Genomic DNA, 15,899 nt, shown 5'->3' on the forward strand with positions numbered 1-15,899 from the left:
AAGGATTCAACAATGAACACAGTGGAACAAGTTATACAGCATTTAAAAAAAGGGGAATTAACAGAAGCTCTTAAACATATAAATCGAATTAAATCATCAGAGTCAGCAGAGGACATATTGTTGCTGGCCGAAGAAATGCTCCAGCTTGGTTTTGCGGAGGAGGCAAAGGATCTTTTTGAACATCTGCTGCAGCTCTATCCCAATGAAGGAGAATTGATTGTTTCGTTGGCGGAAATCCTTATTGACATGGACCAGGAAGATGAAGCGATGCTGTTGCTTGAAAAAGTAAGTGCAGATGATGAAGTATATCCAAGTGCTTTGCTTTTGGAAGCGGACCTTTATCAATTACAGGGGATGGATGAGGTCAGCGAACGGAAATTACAGCAAGCCAAGGAAATGCTTCCAGATGAGATCATCATTGATTTTGCACTAGCTGAACTGTTCTTTCATCAAGGAAGGGATCAGGAAGCCATTGCAAATTACATAAAGGTTTTGGAACAGGAACAAGAAATCGCTGGTGTTAATGTCAATCAGAGGCTTGCTGAAGCATTAAGCAGTTCAGGAAAGTTCGAGGAGGCCCTTCCCCACTTTGAAAAGGCCTTACAGGATGGACTTGAAATCAATACCCTATTTGAATATGCATTTACAGCTTTTCAGGCAGGTCTTTATGAGACAGCCGTACGAAAGTTTATTGAACTGAAAGAATTAGATCATGAATACCATTCTCTATATTTGTACCTGGCAAAGAGTTATGAACATCTTGAAGATCTGGAAAATGCCTTGAAAACGGTCAAAGAAGGAATCAAGGCTGATGAATTCAATAAGGAACTTTACTTCTTCGGAGGAAAAATAGCCTTGAAAAGCGGGCTTGATGAAGAGGCGGAAAATCTATTTAAAGAAGCACTTGCCATTGATCCGGGATACCTGGAAGCTGCACTCACCCTATTGAAATTGTATATGCACCACGAAAGGTATGAAGATGTATTGGAGTGTATTGGTGAAGTAAGGCGATATGGAGAGGATGATCCGCAGTTTGAATGGATAGCTGCTGTATCTTATCAGCAAACCGAACAATTTAAAGAGTCATTAACCAGCTATCATAAAGCATATAATTCATTCAAGAACAATCAAGATTTCCTTGAAGATTATGGTTTCTTTTTAATTGAAGAAGGAGACAGAGCGACATCTAGAGAAGTATTTAATAAGCTGCTTGAGATGAACCCGGCGAATGATGAGTATGCAATGATTTTGGAGCGGCTAGGTGAAAGCACGGATGAAATGTAGATAAGTGAAACAACACTAAATCAAGACAGAGGAGGGAATTCATGGTGGCTGCCCCTGTTTCTGTGAATGAGAAGAAGGATTTTATTCGGTGGTTTTTAAATCATTATCAACTGAAACGAAGAGAATGCGTATGGATATTGAATTACTTAATGAGTCATGATCAACTAATGAAAAAGGTTCATTTTGTAGAAAATGCACAGTATTGTCCACGTGGCCTGATCATGTCGACACATTGTGTGGATGAAGTCCCTTTCAGGTTCTATAAGTCCAATATCATGACGACCGATGCAGAGAAATCTTTTCATGATATCCGTTTAAATCGGGATGAGGACATTTATATTCAGCTCAATTTTAAATCGGCTTACTCTTCCTATCAATATGCAGCGGTACTCGAGAACAATCCCTTCATGCCGAAATCAACTGCATCGAATGAAAAAGATCAGCTGCTGGCTGAACAATTTTTAGAAAGAAGCATGTTGTATTTCCAAAGGGACCGTTTGCTTAAGGAAATCGATGAAGCACTTGATAAGCATGATGAACAAGCATTTAAGAACTTAACAGAACAATTGAATCAATTAAAAGTACTTGGATAAAATAAATTGACCTTTCCGTAATCAGGAAAGGTTTTTATTTTTTATAAAATATTGATAAAATCCACATTTTTGTAAAGACTATGGGTATATGGTAAAGATGTTATAAAAAAAATGGTAAAATGAAAAGGAGTTGATTCAAATAATCGGGAGTGAAGAAAAACATGAAGTGGACAGCAAAAGATCTTGACATGTATATGCAGTCAAAAGAGTACGTGGATACCGTTTTGATTCCTTTGGTTCCCCTATCTTTTAAAGGACAAATGAAGCAATCGGGCTCAATGAATGAATTTCTTACCATTTTAAGCTTGGAAATTGAAAAGCAGATGAAAGGAAGAATTCTTTTATTGCCAACATTTCATTATATAAGTGATGAAATGGATAAGGTTGAACGGTTAAAGCGTTGGGCCAATGAAGTGAAGGAAAATGATTTCGAGCATGTTTTTTTTCTTACATCGGATTTTGAATGGAAAAAGGAAGAGCGGGAATTAGACAATAATTTAGTATGGATTCCTGCCATCCCCCTCGAGGGGCTTGAAATTGAACAAGCAAGGGAAATGATTAACCAGCAAGTTCTCCAAATCCTTGATATTTTCTCTTATAATTGGAAAAATGAAAAAAAGTAGGATTTTTCGCATAATTTGACACATAGTTGCCACCTTTTGGGTTTTACAAATATTGACCTTGGTAAATTATTGAGATATCATGGAAATGTCCTAGTTTTATAGTGTCGCTATTTATTGGTCCTTTGGGCTCTCAGTATAGTAATAGAGGGGGGGAAAACGCATGAGCAAGCGTAATGTTTCACGACGTCAATTCCTTAATTACACACTTACTGGCGTTGGTGGATTTATGGCGGCCGGTATGTTGATGCCTATGGTTAGGTTTGCAATTGATCCTGTATTATCAGCTGATAAAGGCGGGGATTACGTTGCAACTAAACAGAAGGTAGGTGAACTGACTACCGAACCAACCCGTGTCGACTTTAGTTTTAAACAGGTCGATGGGTGGTATGAGTCTGAAGAAACAAATACAGCATGGGTTTACAAAACGGATGATGGTAAGATCGTTGCTTTATCTCCAATCTGTAAACATTTAGGCTGTACGGTAGGTTGGAATACGGATAAGACTAATCCGAATCAATTTTTCTGTCCTTGCCATTATGGCAGGTATACGAAAGATGGGATGAATGTGAAGGGGACACCGCCGGTTTCACCATTGGATGTCTTTGACACGAAAGAAAAAGATGGAATACTTTATTTGGGTCAACTAAAACCGCATGGGGAGGCGTAAACATTGCTAACAAAGTTATATGACTGGGTGGACGAGCGTTTAGATATTACGCCATTATGGCGGGATATTGCTGACCATGAGGTTCCAGAACATGTTAACCCCGCACATCATTTTTCTGCATTCGTATATTGTTTTGGTGGGTTAACTTTCTTTATTACGGTCATCCAAATCTTGTCAGGCATGTTCTTGACGATGTACTATGTCCCGGACATTAAAAACGCTTGGGAATCTGTTTATTATTTGCAAAATGAAGTTGCCTTCGGTCAAATTGTCCGTGGTATGCATCACTGGGGAGCAAGTCTAGTTATCGTTATGATGTTTTTACATACTCTTCGTGTCTTCTTCCAGGGAGCTTACAAAAAACCGCGTGAATTGAACTGGATGGTCGGCGTGTTGATTTTCTTCATCATGCTGGCATTAGGCTTGACTGGTTATTTATTGCCTTGGGATATGAAAGCGCTATTCGCAACGAAAGTTACTTTGACAATTGTCGAATCGGTACCTTTGATGGGGCCGGCACTCAAGACATTGATAGCAGGAGATCCAACCATCGTTGGAGCACAGACGTTGACACGATTCTTTGCAATCCATGTATTCTTCCTGCCAGCAGCATTATTTGCTTTACTAGCGGCTCATTTCCTGATGATCCGAAAACAAGGTATTTCAGGCCCGCTATAAAAGAATGGTGAACCAAAAACCAAATAAACCTTTTCATAAAGGAGGGGAATTGTTCAATGCATCGTGGGAAAGGTATGAAATTCGTAGGTGACTCGCGTATCTCCGCGGACCGTAAACCGAATATTCCGAAAGATTATTCAGAATATCCTGGGAAAACTGAAGCATTTTGGCCTAATTTCCTTTTAAAAGAATGGATGGTAGGAGCTGTATTTCTTGTAGGTTATCTTTGCCTGACAATCGCGCATCCGTCACCATTGGAAAGGATAGCAGATCCTACAGATACAGGGTATATTCCGCTGCCGGACTGGTATTTCCTATTCCTTTACCAATTACTTAAGTATACCTATGCTTCAGGTCCTTATAATGCAATCGGGTCCATGGTAATACCTGGTTTGGCTTTCGGGGCATTGCTTTTGGCACCTTTTCTGGATCGTGGTACAGAGCGGAGCCCGGCGAAACGTCCTTTTGCTGTAGGCTTCATGTTATTGGCAATGGCCGGCGTTTTCTATTTAACATGGGAATCCGCAGCCCATCACGATTGGGAAGCTTCCAAGAAGCAAGGAGCGATCGTGGAAGGTGCAGATATTGATAAAGAGAGCGATGGGTATAAATTGATGGATTCTAATGGGTGTATCAGCTGTCATGGAGCAGAATTAACTGGTGGAGCAGGAGCGCCAAGCTTAATTGACACTGGTTTAAAGCCAGAGGAAATCTCTAAGATCGCAGTCAAAGGCCAGGGCGCCATGCCAGCTGGCATGTTCAAAGGTACAGATGAAGAATTGAAAACATTGGCTGAATTTGTATCAGGTTTATCGACAAAATAATATAGCCATCAACAGATTTTCTTTCATATGTTGTAAAAGAAGCTGACGACCACGGTTGTCGGCTTTTTTATTGGTAAATTGAAGCGTTAATGAGAAGAAATTGAAATGAATACTTGGTTTTCTGGTTGATGGCCTGTAAAATGAGTATACATGAGAATGTAAGTGAGGGTAAAAGAATGAATGTTATCTACAGTTGGCTTGCAAATCGGCAAATGCTCGTTTTGTTATTATTAATAAATATATTCGGAACAGCCTATGGATATTATTGGTACGGTAGTCAATTGGAAAACACTCCGGCGATTTTTTTGGCATTTGTACCGGATAGCCCGACTGCCAGCCTGTTTTTTGTATTTGTTTTAGCGGGTTTCCTATTAAGAAGGAATTTCGGACTTATGGAAGCATTGGCGATAATGACACTATTCAAATATGGCATATGGGCAGTTGTAATGAATTTGATGACCTACGTGACAACAGGTTCATTGCCATGGGAAGGTTACATGTTAATGGCTTCTCATTTGGGGATGGCGATTCAAGGTATATTATATGCACCATTTTATCGAATAAAACCTTGGCATATGATAGTGGCAGGGATTTGGACCATACATAATGACATAATCGATTATGTTTTTGAAATGATGCCAATATACCGTGATTTATTGGTATATATGAATTCGATAGGTTATTTCACTTTTTGGCTCAGCATACTTTCCATTTTTGTCGGCTGGTACTTTGGATATAGAAATAAGCGTATCACCCTATCCTTCCCTTAAAAAGTTAACACTAAATACAGCTTTGTAAAAGCAGGGGTAACTTTTTTATGTTGAACGAGGTCTACTCATGTTTTTTCTTTCATATCGTTTTAGTAGAGATATGAGGAGGGACGAGTAGCATGTTGAAAAAATTCATATTAACCATTGCTGTTTTATTTGTCGTCTTACATTTCCCTGTCTATGCAGAATCCTCTTCAAGTTTGGAGCAATTAGATGACATTTCCGATAGAGCCTTGGAAATGACCAAGTTGAAGCGATATGGAGATTCGGAAAAGATGCTGACGTTTTTTTCTGACCGGTTTTTAAAAGAGACAGCAAAAGAGCAGATCCTTGACATGGACGAACTTCGAATTATCACTGTAGCTCATAATGAGGCCTTGATGACAATAAAGGATATGAACAAGGGAGATTCCGAAAAGGTTAATTCTGTTACAAAATTCCGGCTTGTTGTTGATGCGGTCAAGTCTACCCATCAGCCCCTTTGGACAGAGATGGAAGATCAAATGATGAATTCTTTCCAGCAAACAAAGAACGCCGCGATCAATCAAGACACAATTACATTCAATAGCCAATTGAACTTATTCCTATCACAATATGAAATGATATACCCAAGCTTGAAAGTCGACCTTTCTAAAGAAACGATGCAGCAACTGGACACGAGGATCCAATACATCAACCAATACCGTCCAGAGGTAATCAGTGATGGAGAAAGTCAAAAGGAACTGGATGCGTTGCAAAACGAACTGAGCACCATCTTTGATGAAATGGGGGAAGATGACACAGATCCTTCCCTTTGGTGGGTCATCATATCGACAGGCTCAATCATTATCATGACGCTTTCTTATGTAGGCTGGAGAAAATATAAAGGTGATAGGGAAAAACCAAGGAAAGAACATAATGATTAAAGAGACACGGGAAGAGAACACTATATTTGACACGGTTGCCTTCATTCCATAGAATTAAGAGTAATAATAGTTATAGGAGGATACCATGTATTTCATTTATTTGGCGATTATCATTTTAATCCCGATTTATGCACAAATGAAAGTGAAAAGCACGTATAAAAAATATTCAAAGGTATCGGCCTCTTCTGGCATGAATGGTGCTGAGACGGCACGGGCCATCTTGGACCAAAATGGACTGTTCAATGTCAGGGTCGAAGAGACACCTGGAATGCTTTCGGACCATTATGACCCAAGGGATAAAACGGTGCGTTTATCATCTGATAACTATCACGGCCATTCAGTTGCCGGTGTAGCGGTTGCAGCCCATGAAGTTGGACATGCGATTCAAGATAAAGAAGCATATGCATTCTTGCGTTTTCGCCATGCATTAGTACCGGTAGCTAATTTTGGCTCTAACATATCATGGATTTTGATTTTAATCGGGATGTTAGCTTCAATTCCTGGGTTGCTATTGGCGGGTATCGTATTCATGGCTGCGGCTGTATTGTTCCAAGTGATAACCCTGCCTGTTGAATTCAATGCTTCTTCTCGGGCAATGGATCAACTCGTTTCCGTCGGGGTCATCCGGAATGATGAAGAACGGGAAACGAGAAAAGTATTAAGTGCCGCTGCGATGACTTATGTTGCTGCCGCTCTTGTAGCCGTACTGGAATTAGTTCGTCTTCTGCTTATGTATACAGGAATGAGGGAAGAGGATTAATTTGAAAAAGGACACCATCTTGGATGGGGTCCTTTTTTATTTTTATAAGTATTTGCTGCACATGACTAATAAAATTCAGTTAGTAGGGCAACAATCATAAGGATTGCATACTATCGGTATGCCCCAAATAAAAGGATTACCTTTCAATGGGATTCTTGTTTTCATCAAGGGTAAAGCCCTCACCCAATACATCATGCACTTCACTTACAGATACAAATGCATGAGGATCCACCGATGTTATGGCAGTCTTTAAGCGGACTAGTTCATTTTTACCAACAACACAGTAGAGTACTTCCCGGTCATTGCGGGTAAAGGACCCATATCCCCTTAATACGGTTACGCCCCGCTCCATATCATTCATGATTTTTTCAGCAATTTGCTTGTTTTTATCACTAATGATCATTGCACCTCTAGCAGCATAGGCTCCTTCTTGCATAAAGTCGATTACTCTGGCACCTATAAATACGGCAACAAGGGTATACATCGCTTGCCGGTAATCAAGGTAGGTTAGGATGGACAGGCCAATGACGACGGCATCAAAGATGAACATCGTCCGTCCCATTCCCATCCCCAAGTAACGATGGGCAAAACGGGCGATGATATCCACTCCGCCTGTTGTCCCGCCGTAACGAAAGATGATGCCCAGCCCGACACCAACAAAAACCCCGGCAAATAATGCCACAAGCATCAAGTCGTTTCCGAGATCGATTTCGATTTGGTATCTTTCGAAAACCCATAGCCAAACGGAGAGGCCGACCGTTCCGATAATCGTATAAAAGAAAGAAGTGCGTCCTAAATATTTCCACCCTATTAAAAATAAAGGAATATTCAAAATCAAATTAGAATAAGAAGGATTTATTCCGATAAGTTGATATATAATCAAGGTGAGACCGGTGAATCCGCCTTCGGCCAAGTTGTTCTGCATATTAAAATGCACGAGGCCAAAAGCGAATATTCCAGCCCCAAAAAGGATGAATATAATATTTTTCAATTTTAAGCCCAAAAGCATGTCCCATACCTCCAAAGGTTTGCCTATCATTAATTTACTTATTATAACTAATTAACCAACTATGGGCAATTTTGATTCACGAACGTATCTGTTGTCTTCTGTTTCACTTTTAGCTAACATGGAGAAGGTATGATGTTTGAAAACGAAAATCAAGAATGGGTGACGATATGGAAAAGCATAAGACGATCCAACAAATGCAAGCGGAAGTCGACCAATACATAGGACAATTTAAAGAAGGATATTTCAGCCCTCTGGCCATGCTCGCCCGCATGTCTGAAGAACTTGGGGAATTGGCTAGGGAAGTCAATCATTACCATGGTGAAAAACCAAAGAAGGCAACAGAGGAAGAGAATACGATTGAAGCGGAATTAGGGGATATGCTTTTTGTGTTGATTTGTTTTGCCAATTCTTTAGGGATTGACCTTCAAAACTCGCATGATTTGGTCATGGAAAAGTTTACAACCCGTGATAAAGATAGATGGACAAGAAAAGAAGAGAAAATGGAGGAGGAAGGTAAAGATGAGTAAAGTGAAAGTGATTGTAGCTGGTCCACGTGGCAGAATGGGAAATGAAGCGGTGAAGCTTGTACATAGGACAGAAGGGTTTGAATTGGCAGCTGTCATAGATCGCAAGCATAACGGGGAAAGCATCTCCGCGATAGAAGGTTTTCACGGTATTGAAGCACCGGTTTTCTCGGATATAAATGAATGCTTTTCTTCTATAAAGGCGGACGTATTGATAGATTTGACCACACCTGAAGTGGGGATGTTCCATACCGAAACGGCACTTAATCATGGTATCCGCCCTGTAGTGGGAACGACAGGCTTTACTAAGGAAGATTTAGCGAAGCTGGATTCATTAACAAAAGAAAAGGGCATTGGTTGCATCATCGCTCCAAACTTTGCAATTGGAGCCATTTTGATGATGAAGTTTTCCCAAATGGCTGCAAAGTATTTCCCTGATGTAGAGATCATAGAAATGCACCATGATCAAAAACTGGATGCACCTTCTGGCACTGCTTCCAAAACGGCAGACATGATTGCAGCCGTACGTGAAACAAAACAACAGGGGCACCCTAATGAAAAAGAAACCATCCAGGGGGCAAGAGGTGCAAATGTAGATGGCATGCATATCCACAGTGTTCGGCTACCGGGACTGGTTGCCCATCAACAGGTGCTTTTCGGAAGTGATGGAGAGCTATTGACGGTTCGGCATGACTCCTTTAATCGAGCGTCCTTCATGTCAGGAGTCAAACTTGCCGTCGATACGGTCATGAAATTGGATGTTCTTGTATACGGCCTTGAAAATATTATCGAATAGGGATCAGGAGGATTTACGATGAAAATTGCCTTAATTGCCCATGATAAGAAAAAAGAAGATATCATTCGATTTGTAACAGCCTATAAAGCTGTATTTGAGCAGCATGAATTATTTGCAACAGGAACGACCGGGAAACGAATCATGCAAGAAGTATCACTGCCCGTCCATCGTTTTCATTCAGGACCTCTTGGCGGGGATCAGGAAATAGGTGCAATGATTGCACGCGGAGAAATGGACATGGTCCTATTTTTCCGCGATCCTTTGACATCACAGCCACATGAACCTGATGTATCGGCGCTTATACGACTATCAGATGTATATGAAATTCCCTTGGCGACAAATATGGGCACGGCAGAAGTGCTGATACAAGGATTGAAACATGGGTATATGGACTGGCTAAAACTACGGCAAAAACAAGGTGAGATAAATGAAAAACAAAAGTAACATAGATATCCTGGCTTTTGGCGCACATGCGGATGATGTTGAAATCGGTATGGGCGGCACAATCGCTAAATATGTGCAACAAGGCAGGGAAATTGTCATTTGTGACTTGACAAAGGCTGAAATGTCATCCAATGGTACCGTTCCATTGCGGCAAGAGGAAGCGCAGAAGGCTGCTGAAATCCTTGGGGTGAAGAGGATTTCCCTTGATCTACCCGACCGGGGACTATACATGAAAGCGGAATACATAAATCAAATCATTACGGTCATTCGCCAATATAAACCTGCCCTTGTATTTGCACCATTTTTGGAAGATCGCCATCCCGATCATGGTAATTGTGCAAAATTAGTCGAGGAAGCAGTTTTTTCGGCAGGAGTAAGAAAGTATATGGAAGAAGAAGGCCTGGATTCTCATCGTGTCCAAAATATGTACTATTATATGATCAATGGGTTTCACAAACCGGACTTCGTCGTGGATATCACTTCTACAATATCGAAAAAGCTGGATAGCCTTAGGGCATATGGCAGCCAATTCGATAAAAGTCAAATATCTGTAGAAACACCGCTAGTTAATGGCTATATCGAGACTGTAGAGGCACGGGAGCGGATGTTCGGTAAAGAAGTGGGTGTCTCCTATGCGGAGGGATTCATGACAAAAAAACCGTTACTGATCGATGCCGACTTGTTAGGAGAAAAATAAGCTTATGAAATTAAAAATTGGAATTACCTGTTACCCTACAGTTGGGGGTTCGGGTGTCGTAGCAACTGAATTAGGTAAGATGCTTGCAGAAAAAGGACATGAAATACATTTCATTTCTTCAAGCCTCCCTTTTCGCTTGAACAAGATGTACTGTAATATTTTTTATCACCAGGTTGAAGTGAATTCGTATTCAGTCTTTCAATATCCACCATATGACCTGGCTCTTGCCAGCAAGATAGCAGATGTCGTAAAACGGGAGAAGTTAGATATCCTTCACGTTCATTATGCAATTCCACATGCTGTTTGTGCAATCCTTGCAAAGCAGATGTCGGGTAATAAAGTGAAGATCGTAACCACACTGCATGGTACGGACATAACCGTATTAGGCCATGATCCCTCATTGACCAATTTGATAAAATTCGGGATAGAGCAATCAGATGTCGTTACTGGAGTATCTAATTCCCTTGTTCAGCAAACGCACGAATTAATCGCGCCGAATAAGGAAATCAAAACCGTCTATAATTTTATTGATGAAAGAGATTACCATAAATCCAATTCAGATTACCTTAAGGATGAATACGGAATCAGTGAAGATGAAAAAGTGATCATACATGTTTCGAATTTCCGTTCGGTCAAGCGAGTGAAAGACGTCATCCAGGCGTTTTATTTAACTCAAAAGAAAATGCCCGCAAAGCTTTTACTTGTAGGAGACGGGCCGGAAGTGACAACCGTATTGAAATTGGCTAAAGATCTTGGAATCGATGATTCCGTATTGTTTCTTGGTAAGCAGGATAACCTTGCCGAATTATATTCAATCAGTGATTTGATATTCCTGTTATCGGAAAAAGAGAGTTTCGGACTTGTGTTGCTCGAGGCGATGGCATGTGGAGTTCCTTGTATCGGGACGAATATCGGGGGAATTCCTGAAGTCATCGTTGATGGGGAGACTGGTTATATTTGTGAATTGGGAGATGTCGATATGGTCGCTGAAAAAGCGGTGGGACTTTTAAGTGACCCGATTTTACATAAACGTTTTTCTGAAGCTGCGCTGGAAAGGGCTAATACTGATTTCCACTCTGATACGATCATGTCAGAGTATGAAGCCATCTACATTCAAGCACTTGAAGGTAAATCCATGGAATAGGGAGGGGATGCTGATGAATCGATTATTCTTAAAATCAGTACCCATTCTGGAAGTGATAGAAGAAGCAGGATACGAGGCTTATTTCGTTGGCGGCTCTGTAAGGGATTATATCCTTGGCAGGCCCATAAACGATGTCGACATCGCCACTTCCGCAACACCCCAGGAAATCAAAAGGATTTTTCCTAATACGGCTGACATCGGAATCGACCACGGAACAGTGCTTGTCATTACGGATACGGGTACATACGAAATTACGACGTTTAGAACGGAAAGCGGGTATTCGGACTTTCGCAGACCCGATTCTGTACAATTTGTCCGTTCTTTGACAGAGGATTTGCAAAGAAGAGATTTTACGATGAATGCAATGGCAATGGATAAGACCGGAAAAATCATAGATCCATTTAATGGTAAGCGTGATTTGGCAGAAAAAAGGATCATCACGGTTGGAAACCCTCATGAAAGGTTTCATGAGGATGCATTGAGAATGATGCGTGCATTAAGGTTCGTAAGTCAACTTGATTTTGATCTGGATCAAGAAACCTTTCATTCCCTTAAAGAGAATGCTCAGATCATCAGTGAAATCGCTGTCGAAAGAATCCTGGTTGAATTCGAGAAGCTAGTTGCCGGCTCCAATAAGATAAGGGCTTTCTCACTCTTGCTGGAAAGCGGATTATATCAATATCTGCCTCTATTCTCCAGTGAAAAAGATCATTTGACAGACTTACTGGACTTGCCGCTTCATCAGCTAAAAACGGCAGAAATATGGTCTATAATCATGGTTCACACAAAGGATCAGGAACTCGAAAAGTCTTTGAGGGCATGGAAGCTGCCATTGAAAACGATTAGAAACATTCAACGTACGATACAGCTACTGAAGAAAGAACCATCAGCCATCGATGTATTTCAGGCAGGTCATGGCGTAACAGTACAAGCTGCTAAAGTCAAGGCGGCACTGACTGGCGGTAATGTATCGGATGCGGAGGAAAATGCACATCAGCGCTACAATGAACTTATTATAAAACAAATGTCGGATCTTGCCGTTACAGGAACGGATTTATTGAATTGGCATCAAGAAAAGCCAGGTCCATGGGTCAAAGAATACTTGGAAAAAATATTGAAGGCTGTCTTGAATGAAGAATTAAGAAATGATAAAGAAGAAATAAAGAGGTGGCTGGTGAAATGCAATCTGAGTTAAGAACAAAGCTGATGGAGGCCCTATCAAAAGCGGATGGTGCGTTCATATCCGGTCAGGAAATTGCTGAATACATTGGCTGTTCGCGCACAGCTGTCTGGAAGCATATAGAAGACCTGCGCAGTGAAGGATATAACGTGGAAGCCGTTAGGAAAAAAGGCTACCGGATCATATCAGCTCCGGAAAAAGTGTCAGAGAGCGAAATACAACTTGGCTTGGAAACAAAAACGATCGGCAAAATGATCCACTATCAGGAGACTGTAGAATCCACTCAAAAAATAGCGCATCAACTAGCAAATGAAGGCGTTCAGGAGGGAACCCTCGTCGTTGCCGAGGAGCAGTTATCCGGAAAAGGAAGACTAATGAGATCTTGGCATTCCCCGAAATTCAGCGGCATATGGATGAGTCTGATCCTAAGACCGAAAATCCCGATTCATGAGGCTCCGCAACTTACATTATTGGCCGCAGTCGCTGTGGCTCAGGCTATAGAGGATACCACTGATTTGAAGCCACAAATAAAGTGGCCGAATGATATTTTGGTGAATCGCAAGAAAGTGGTGGGCATCCTGACGGAGATGCAGGCGGAGTCAGATAGAATCCATTCCGTCATTGTCGGAATGGGGATGAATATCAATCAGCAATTGGAGGATTTTCCTGAAGAACTGCAGGAAAAGGCTTCTTCCCTTCTCATAGAAAGTGGAGGGGTTGTTTCAAGGTCCAAGGTCATTCAACGAGCATTGTTCCGTCTCGAAAATTTGTACGAACTCTATTTAGATCAAGGCTTCATGCCAATAAAGGATTTATGGGAGAGTTATGCGATCAGTCTTGGCCAGGTTATTAAAGCCAGTACGGTTAATGACACGATTGTCGGAAAAGCATTGGGCATAACGGATTCAGGCGTTTTACTTCTTGAAGACGGAAAAGGAACCGTACACTCGATATATTCTGCAGATATTGAAATTCAGTAGATTTTGTCAAATTCGTGAAAATTAAATAGAAATTTTTAATATGGCTTGATATAATGCAAGTGGGCAGTATCTAATGTGAACTGCACCCCCATAAATACCAAATTATTTGAAAATCTGCCTTGATCCAGAGAACTGGACGGGGACGGAGGGATGAAACTTCTGATGAAACAAAGATTGACTAAAAGATAAGTCTGTGTCGATATTTGGCTTTTTAAGCCATTTTTCGTAGCAAAACAGATACTTTTTTAGTCAGTCTTTTTTTTGCGCATGAATGTATAGACACCAGTTTTCGCTGATGTTTTCATCTCCTCCATCAAAAGGAGGAAACGTAATGAAATTGTCCGGAGATTTTTTGAAAATGAAACAAAATCAAGAGAAAATTGTCATGCTGACGGCTTATGATTACCCGTCAGCAAAGTTAGCCGAACAATCAGGTGTAGACATGATTTTAGTCGGCGATTCTTTAGGAATGGTCGTATTGGGATATGAATCAACGATTCCAGTTACGGTGAATGACATGATTCACCATACAAAGGCAGTTAAACGCGGTGCACCAAATACATTTGTCGTGACGGACATGCCCTTTATGAGCTATCACCTATCTATGGATGAAACACTCAAGAATGCAGCCAGAATCATGCAGGAAGGTCATGCAGATGCCGTGAAGCTCGAGGGCGCGGATGATGTTGTTGAAAAAATATCAGCATTGACCAAGGCGGGCATCCCGGTTGTAGCCCATCTTGGCTTGACCCCTCAATCAGTCGGCGTTCTGGGCGGCTATAAAGTGCAAGGTAAAGATGCTGAAAGTGCAGCACAGCTCTTGGAAGATGCGAAAAAGTGTGAAGCGGCGGGAGCTATGGCAGTAGTATTTGAATGTGTTCCACATCAAGTGGGGGAATTCATCACACGGAACCTAGGAATTCCTACCATCGGGATTGGGGCAGGCGCAGAAACGGATGGTCAAGTCCTCGTTTACCATGATGTCATCAAGTATGGGGTAGACCGGCTAGCGAGATTCGTAAAAGTTTATGGAGATGCAAATGAACTGATTGGTCAATCGATTACAAGCTTTGTGAATGAAGTGAAATCTAAGGATTTTCCGTCGGAAGAACATACTTTTACAATGAAGGAAGAGCAGCTTTCTGAACTTTATGGAGGGAAAAGATGAAAACTTTTACATCAGCTGCTGATTTGCAACTGGCACTCAGAGAGGAAAAAAGCAATCACAAAAGCATTGGCTATGTAGCGACAATGGGGTTTTTACATGAGGGGCATGCAACCCTTTTGGAAAAGGCTCGCAACGAAAATGATATTGTGGTATTGAGTATTTTTGTGAATCCGATGCAATTTGGGCCTAATGAGGATTTTGAAACTTATCCGCGGGATTTGGCACGGGATGAAAATGTCGCAGCAAATGGCGGAGTGGATTATCTTTTCTATCCGACAGTCCACGAAATGTACGGTGAAGAACCATCTGTGAAGGTTGTTGTCCAAAGCAGGACGGATGTTTTATGCGGGAGACAAAGGCCTGGACACTTTGATGGTGTAGTGACGGTCTTAACGAAATTCTTCAATATCATCCTTCCTGATAGAGCTTACTTTGGTAAGAAGGATGCCCAGCAAGTCGCCGTGATAGATGGACTGATCAAAGACTTTAATTTCCCTATCCAGCTAGTTGCTGTAGATACCGTTCGCGAAGAAGATGGGTTAGCGAAGAGCTCGCGAAATGTTAACCTATCAGATCAAGAACGCATGGAGGCTAAAGAACTGTACCAAAGTTTATTAAAGGCCAAAGAGGCGGTTGAATCAGGTGAAAGAAATGCAGCAACCGTCACGGCCTTGGTAAATGAACATATTGCTGTCCACACAAGTGGAGTGATCGACTATATTGAAATCTATCAATATCCGGAACTTAAACCACTTGAATCGCTGGCAGGAAACGTCATCATTGCAATGGCTGTAAAGTTCAAGCATGCAAGACTAATTGATAATATCACCTTATATGTGGAATGATTCATGAA

General features: G+C 41.3%; 19 protein-coding genes. 18 read left to right on the forward strand and 1 reads right to left on the reverse strand.

Annotated features, from left to right (window positions below):
• The first annotated feature begins 12 nt into the window (after positions 1-12).
• The 9 genes from ACQKFG_RS06615 (at position 13) to ACQKFG_RS06655 (ending at position 7,104) form a co-directional block, all read left to right on the forward strand.
• Positions 13-1,284, forward strand: a complete 1,272-nt coding sequence (locus ACQKFG_RS06615) for a tetratricopeptide repeat protein (RefSeq protein WP_427557207.1) — start codon at positions 13-15, stop codon at positions 1,282-1,284.
• A 41-nt stretch (positions 1,285-1,325) separates the two neighbouring features.
• Positions 1,326-1,877: a ReoY family proteolytic degradation factor gene (locus tag ACQKFG_RS06620; protein WP_192205340.1), complete on the forward strand. Its 552-nt coding sequence runs from the start codon at positions 1,326-1,328 to the stop codon at positions 1,875-1,877.
• A 161-nt stretch (positions 1,878-2,038) separates the two neighbouring features.
• Positions 2,039-2,500: a YpiF family protein gene (locus ACQKFG_RS06625; protein ID WP_192205339.1), complete on the forward strand. Its 462-nt coding sequence runs from the start codon at positions 2,039-2,041 to the stop codon at positions 2,498-2,500.
• A gap of 160 nt (positions 2,501-2,660) precedes the next feature.
• Positions 2,661-3,167 (forward strand): ubiquinol-cytochrome c reductase iron-sulfur subunit, encoded by a 507-nt coding sequence (locus tag ACQKFG_RS06630; RefSeq protein ID WP_192205338.1) that lies wholly within the window; start codon positions 2,661-2,663, stop codon positions 3,165-3,167.
• Between the two features lie 3 nt (positions 3,168-3,170).
• Positions 3,171-3,845: a menaquinol-cytochrome c reductase cytochrome b subunit gene (gene qcrB, locus ACQKFG_RS06635; RefSeq protein ID WP_034307974.1), complete on the forward strand. Its 675-nt coding sequence runs from the start codon at positions 3,171-3,173 to the stop codon at positions 3,843-3,845.
• 56 nt (positions 3,846-3,901) lie between these two features.
• Positions 3,902-4,669 carry a menaquinol-cytochrome c reductase cytochrome b/c subunit gene (locus ACQKFG_RS06640; protein WP_192205337.1) on the forward strand — a complete coding sequence of 256 codons (768 nt, stop codon included), beginning with the start codon at positions 3,902-3,904 and terminating at the stop codon, positions 4,667-4,669.
• Between the two features lie 176 nt (positions 4,670-4,845).
• On the forward strand, positions 4,846-5,439 hold the full coding sequence (locus tag ACQKFG_RS06645; RefSeq protein WP_427557215.1) for a DUF1405 domain-containing protein: 594 nt from the start codon (positions 4,846-4,848) through the stop codon (positions 5,437-5,439).
• Positions 5,440-5,558: 119 nt separating this feature from the next.
• Positions 5,559-6,344, forward strand: a complete 786-nt coding sequence (gene ypjB, locus ACQKFG_RS06650) for a sporulation protein YpjB (RefSeq protein WP_192205335.1) — start codon at positions 5,559-5,561, stop codon at positions 6,342-6,344.
• Between the two features lie 85 nt (positions 6,345-6,429).
• Complete coding sequence (locus ACQKFG_RS06655) at positions 6,430-7,104, forward strand: zinc metallopeptidase (RefSeq protein ID WP_427557218.1); 675 nt, start codon at positions 6,430-6,432, stop codon at positions 7,102-7,104.
• A gap of 136 nt (positions 7,105-7,240) precedes the next feature.
• On the opposite strand, the gene ACQKFG_RS06660 is transcribed toward ACQKFG_RS06655, so the two are convergent.
• The gene (locus ACQKFG_RS06660) at positions 7,241-8,113 is read right to left on the reverse strand and encodes a YitT family protein (RefSeq protein WP_260286012.1); all 873 of its coding nucleotides are present in this window, start codon (positions 8,111-8,113) and stop codon (positions 7,241-7,243) included.
• 167 nt (positions 8,114-8,280) lie between these two features.
• Between ACQKFG_RS06660 and ACQKFG_RS06665 the strand changes: the two genes are divergently transcribed.
• The 9 genes from ACQKFG_RS06665 to panC all read left to right on the forward strand — a co-directional run bounded on the left by ACQKFG_RS06665 (position 8,281) and on the right by panC (position 15,891).
• Positions 8,281-8,640 (forward strand): nucleotide pyrophosphohydrolase, encoded by a 360-nt coding sequence (locus ACQKFG_RS06665; RefSeq protein WP_076366321.1) that lies wholly within the window; start codon positions 8,281-8,283, stop codon positions 8,638-8,640.
• Positions 8,633-9,433 (forward strand): 4-hydroxy-tetrahydrodipicolinate reductase, encoded by an 801-nt coding sequence (gene dapB / locus ACQKFG_RS06670; RefSeq protein ID WP_098370765.1) that lies wholly within the window; start codon positions 8,633-8,635, stop codon positions 9,431-9,433. The genes ACQKFG_RS06665 and dapB overlap by 8 nt, the downstream gene beginning before the upstream one ends.
• Positions 9,434-9,451: 18 nt before the next feature.
• Positions 9,452-9,877: a methylglyoxal synthase gene (locus ACQKFG_RS06675; RefSeq protein ID WP_192205332.1), complete on the forward strand. Its 426-nt coding sequence runs from the start codon at positions 9,452-9,454 to the stop codon at positions 9,875-9,877.
• Positions 9,861-10,574 (forward strand): bacillithiol biosynthesis deacetylase BshB1, encoded by a 714-nt coding sequence (gene bshB1 / locus ACQKFG_RS06680; protein WP_427557223.1) that lies wholly within the window; start codon positions 9,861-9,863, stop codon positions 10,572-10,574. Before ACQKFG_RS06675 ends, bshB1 begins: the two co-directional genes overlap by 17 nt.
• Positions 10,575-10,578: 4 nt before the next feature.
• On the forward strand, positions 10,579-11,718 hold the full coding sequence (gene bshA, locus ACQKFG_RS06685; RefSeq protein ID WP_427557226.1) for an N-acetyl-alpha-D-glucosaminyl L-malate synthase BshA: 1,140 nt from the start codon (positions 10,579-10,581) through the stop codon (positions 11,716-11,718).
• Positions 11,719-11,731: 13 nt separating this feature from the next.
• On the forward strand, positions 11,732-12,913 hold the full coding sequence (locus ACQKFG_RS06690) for a CCA tRNA nucleotidyltransferase (RefSeq protein ID WP_427557229.1): 1,182 nt from the start codon (positions 11,732-11,734) through the stop codon (positions 12,911-12,913).
• On the forward strand, positions 12,898-13,878 hold the full coding sequence (locus ACQKFG_RS06695) for a biotin--[acetyl-CoA-carboxylase] ligase (RefSeq protein WP_427557232.1): 981 nt from the start codon (positions 12,898-12,900) through the stop codon (positions 13,876-13,878). The genes ACQKFG_RS06690 and ACQKFG_RS06695 overlap by 16 nt, the downstream gene beginning before the upstream one ends.
• Positions 13,879-14,209: 331 nt before the next feature.
• Complete coding sequence (gene panB, locus ACQKFG_RS06700) at positions 14,210-15,046, forward strand: 3-methyl-2-oxobutanoate hydroxymethyltransferase (protein WP_427557235.1); 837 nt, start codon at positions 14,210-14,212, stop codon at positions 15,044-15,046.
• A complete protein-coding gene (gene panC / locus ACQKFG_RS06705; RefSeq protein WP_427557238.1) occupies positions 15,043-15,891 on the forward strand; it encodes a pantoate--beta-alanine ligase in 849 nt (282 codons plus the stop codon). Before panB ends, panC begins: the two co-directional genes overlap by 4 nt.
• Positions 15,892-15,899 lie beyond the last annotated feature (8 nt).

It is taken from the genome of Peribacillus sp. NPDC076916, from assembly GCF_050269675.1.
GTDB lineage: Bacteria > Bacillota > Bacilli > Bacillales > DSM-1321 > Peribacillus > Peribacillus aracenensis.

Bases quoted from the DNA above. Each gene is read 5' to 3' on its own strand.
- ACQKFG_RS06615 (WP_427557207.1), top strand. From the start codon at position 13: ATGAACACAGTGGAACAAGTTATACAGCATTTAAAAAAAGGGGAATTA.
- ACQKFG_RS06620 (WP_192205340.1), top strand. From the start codon at position 1,326: ATGGTGGCTGCCCCTGTTTCTGTGAATGAGAAGAAGGATTTTATTCGG.
- ACQKFG_RS06625 (WP_192205339.1), top strand. From the start codon at position 2,039: ATGAAGTGGACAGCAAAAGATCTTGACATGTATATGCAGTCAAAAGAG.
- ACQKFG_RS06630 (WP_192205338.1), top strand. From the start codon at position 2,661: ATGAGCAAGCGTAATGTTTCACGACGTCAATTCCTTAATTACACACTT.
- ACQKFG_RS06640 (WP_192205337.1), top strand. From the start codon at position 3,902: ATGCATCGTGGGAAAGGTATGAAATTCGTAGGTGACTCGCGTATCTCC.
- ACQKFG_RS06645 (WP_427557215.1), top strand. From the start codon at position 4,846: ATGAATGTTATCTACAGTTGGCTTGCAAATCGGCAAATGCTCGTTTTG.
- ypjB (WP_192205335.1), top strand. From the start codon at position 5,559: ATGTTGAAAAAATTCATATTAACCATTGCTGTTTTATTTGTCGTCTTA.
- ACQKFG_RS06655 (WP_427557218.1), top strand. From the start codon at position 6,430: ATGTATTTCATTTATTTGGCGATTATCATTTTAATCCCGATTTATGCA.
- ACQKFG_RS06660 (WP_260286012.1), bottom strand. From the start codon at position 8,113: ATGCTTTTGGGCTTAAAATTGAAAAATATTATATTCATCCTTTTTGGG.
- ACQKFG_RS06665 (WP_076366321.1), top strand. From the start codon at position 8,281: ATGGAAAAGCATAAGACGATCCAACAAATGCAAGCGGAAGTCGACCAA.
- dapB (WP_098370765.1), top strand. From the start codon at position 8,633: ATGAGTAAAGTGAAAGTGATTGTAGCTGGTCCACGTGGCAGAATGGGA.
- ACQKFG_RS06675 (WP_192205332.1), top strand. From the start codon at position 9,452: ATGAAAATTGCCTTAATTGCCCATGATAAGAAAAAAGAAGATATCATT.
- bshB1 (WP_427557223.1), top strand. From the start codon at position 9,861: ATGAAAAACAAAAGTAACATAGATATCCTGGCTTTTGGCGCACATGCG.
- bshA (WP_427557226.1), top strand. From the start codon at position 10,579: ATGAAATTAAAAATTGGAATTACCTGTTACCCTACAGTTGGGGGTTCG.
- ACQKFG_RS06690 (WP_427557229.1), top strand. From the start codon at position 11,732: ATGAATCGATTATTCTTAAAATCAGTACCCATTCTGGAAGTGATAGAA.
- ACQKFG_RS06695 (WP_427557232.1), top strand. From the start codon at position 12,898: ATGCAATCTGAGTTAAGAACAAAGCTGATGGAGGCCCTATCAAAAGCG.
- panB (WP_427557235.1), top strand. From the start codon at position 14,210: ATGAAATTGTCCGGAGATTTTTTGAAAATGAAACAAAATCAAGAGAAA.
- panC (WP_427557238.1), top strand. From the start codon at position 15,043: ATGAAAACTTTTACATCAGCTGCTGATTTGCAACTGGCACTCAGAGAG.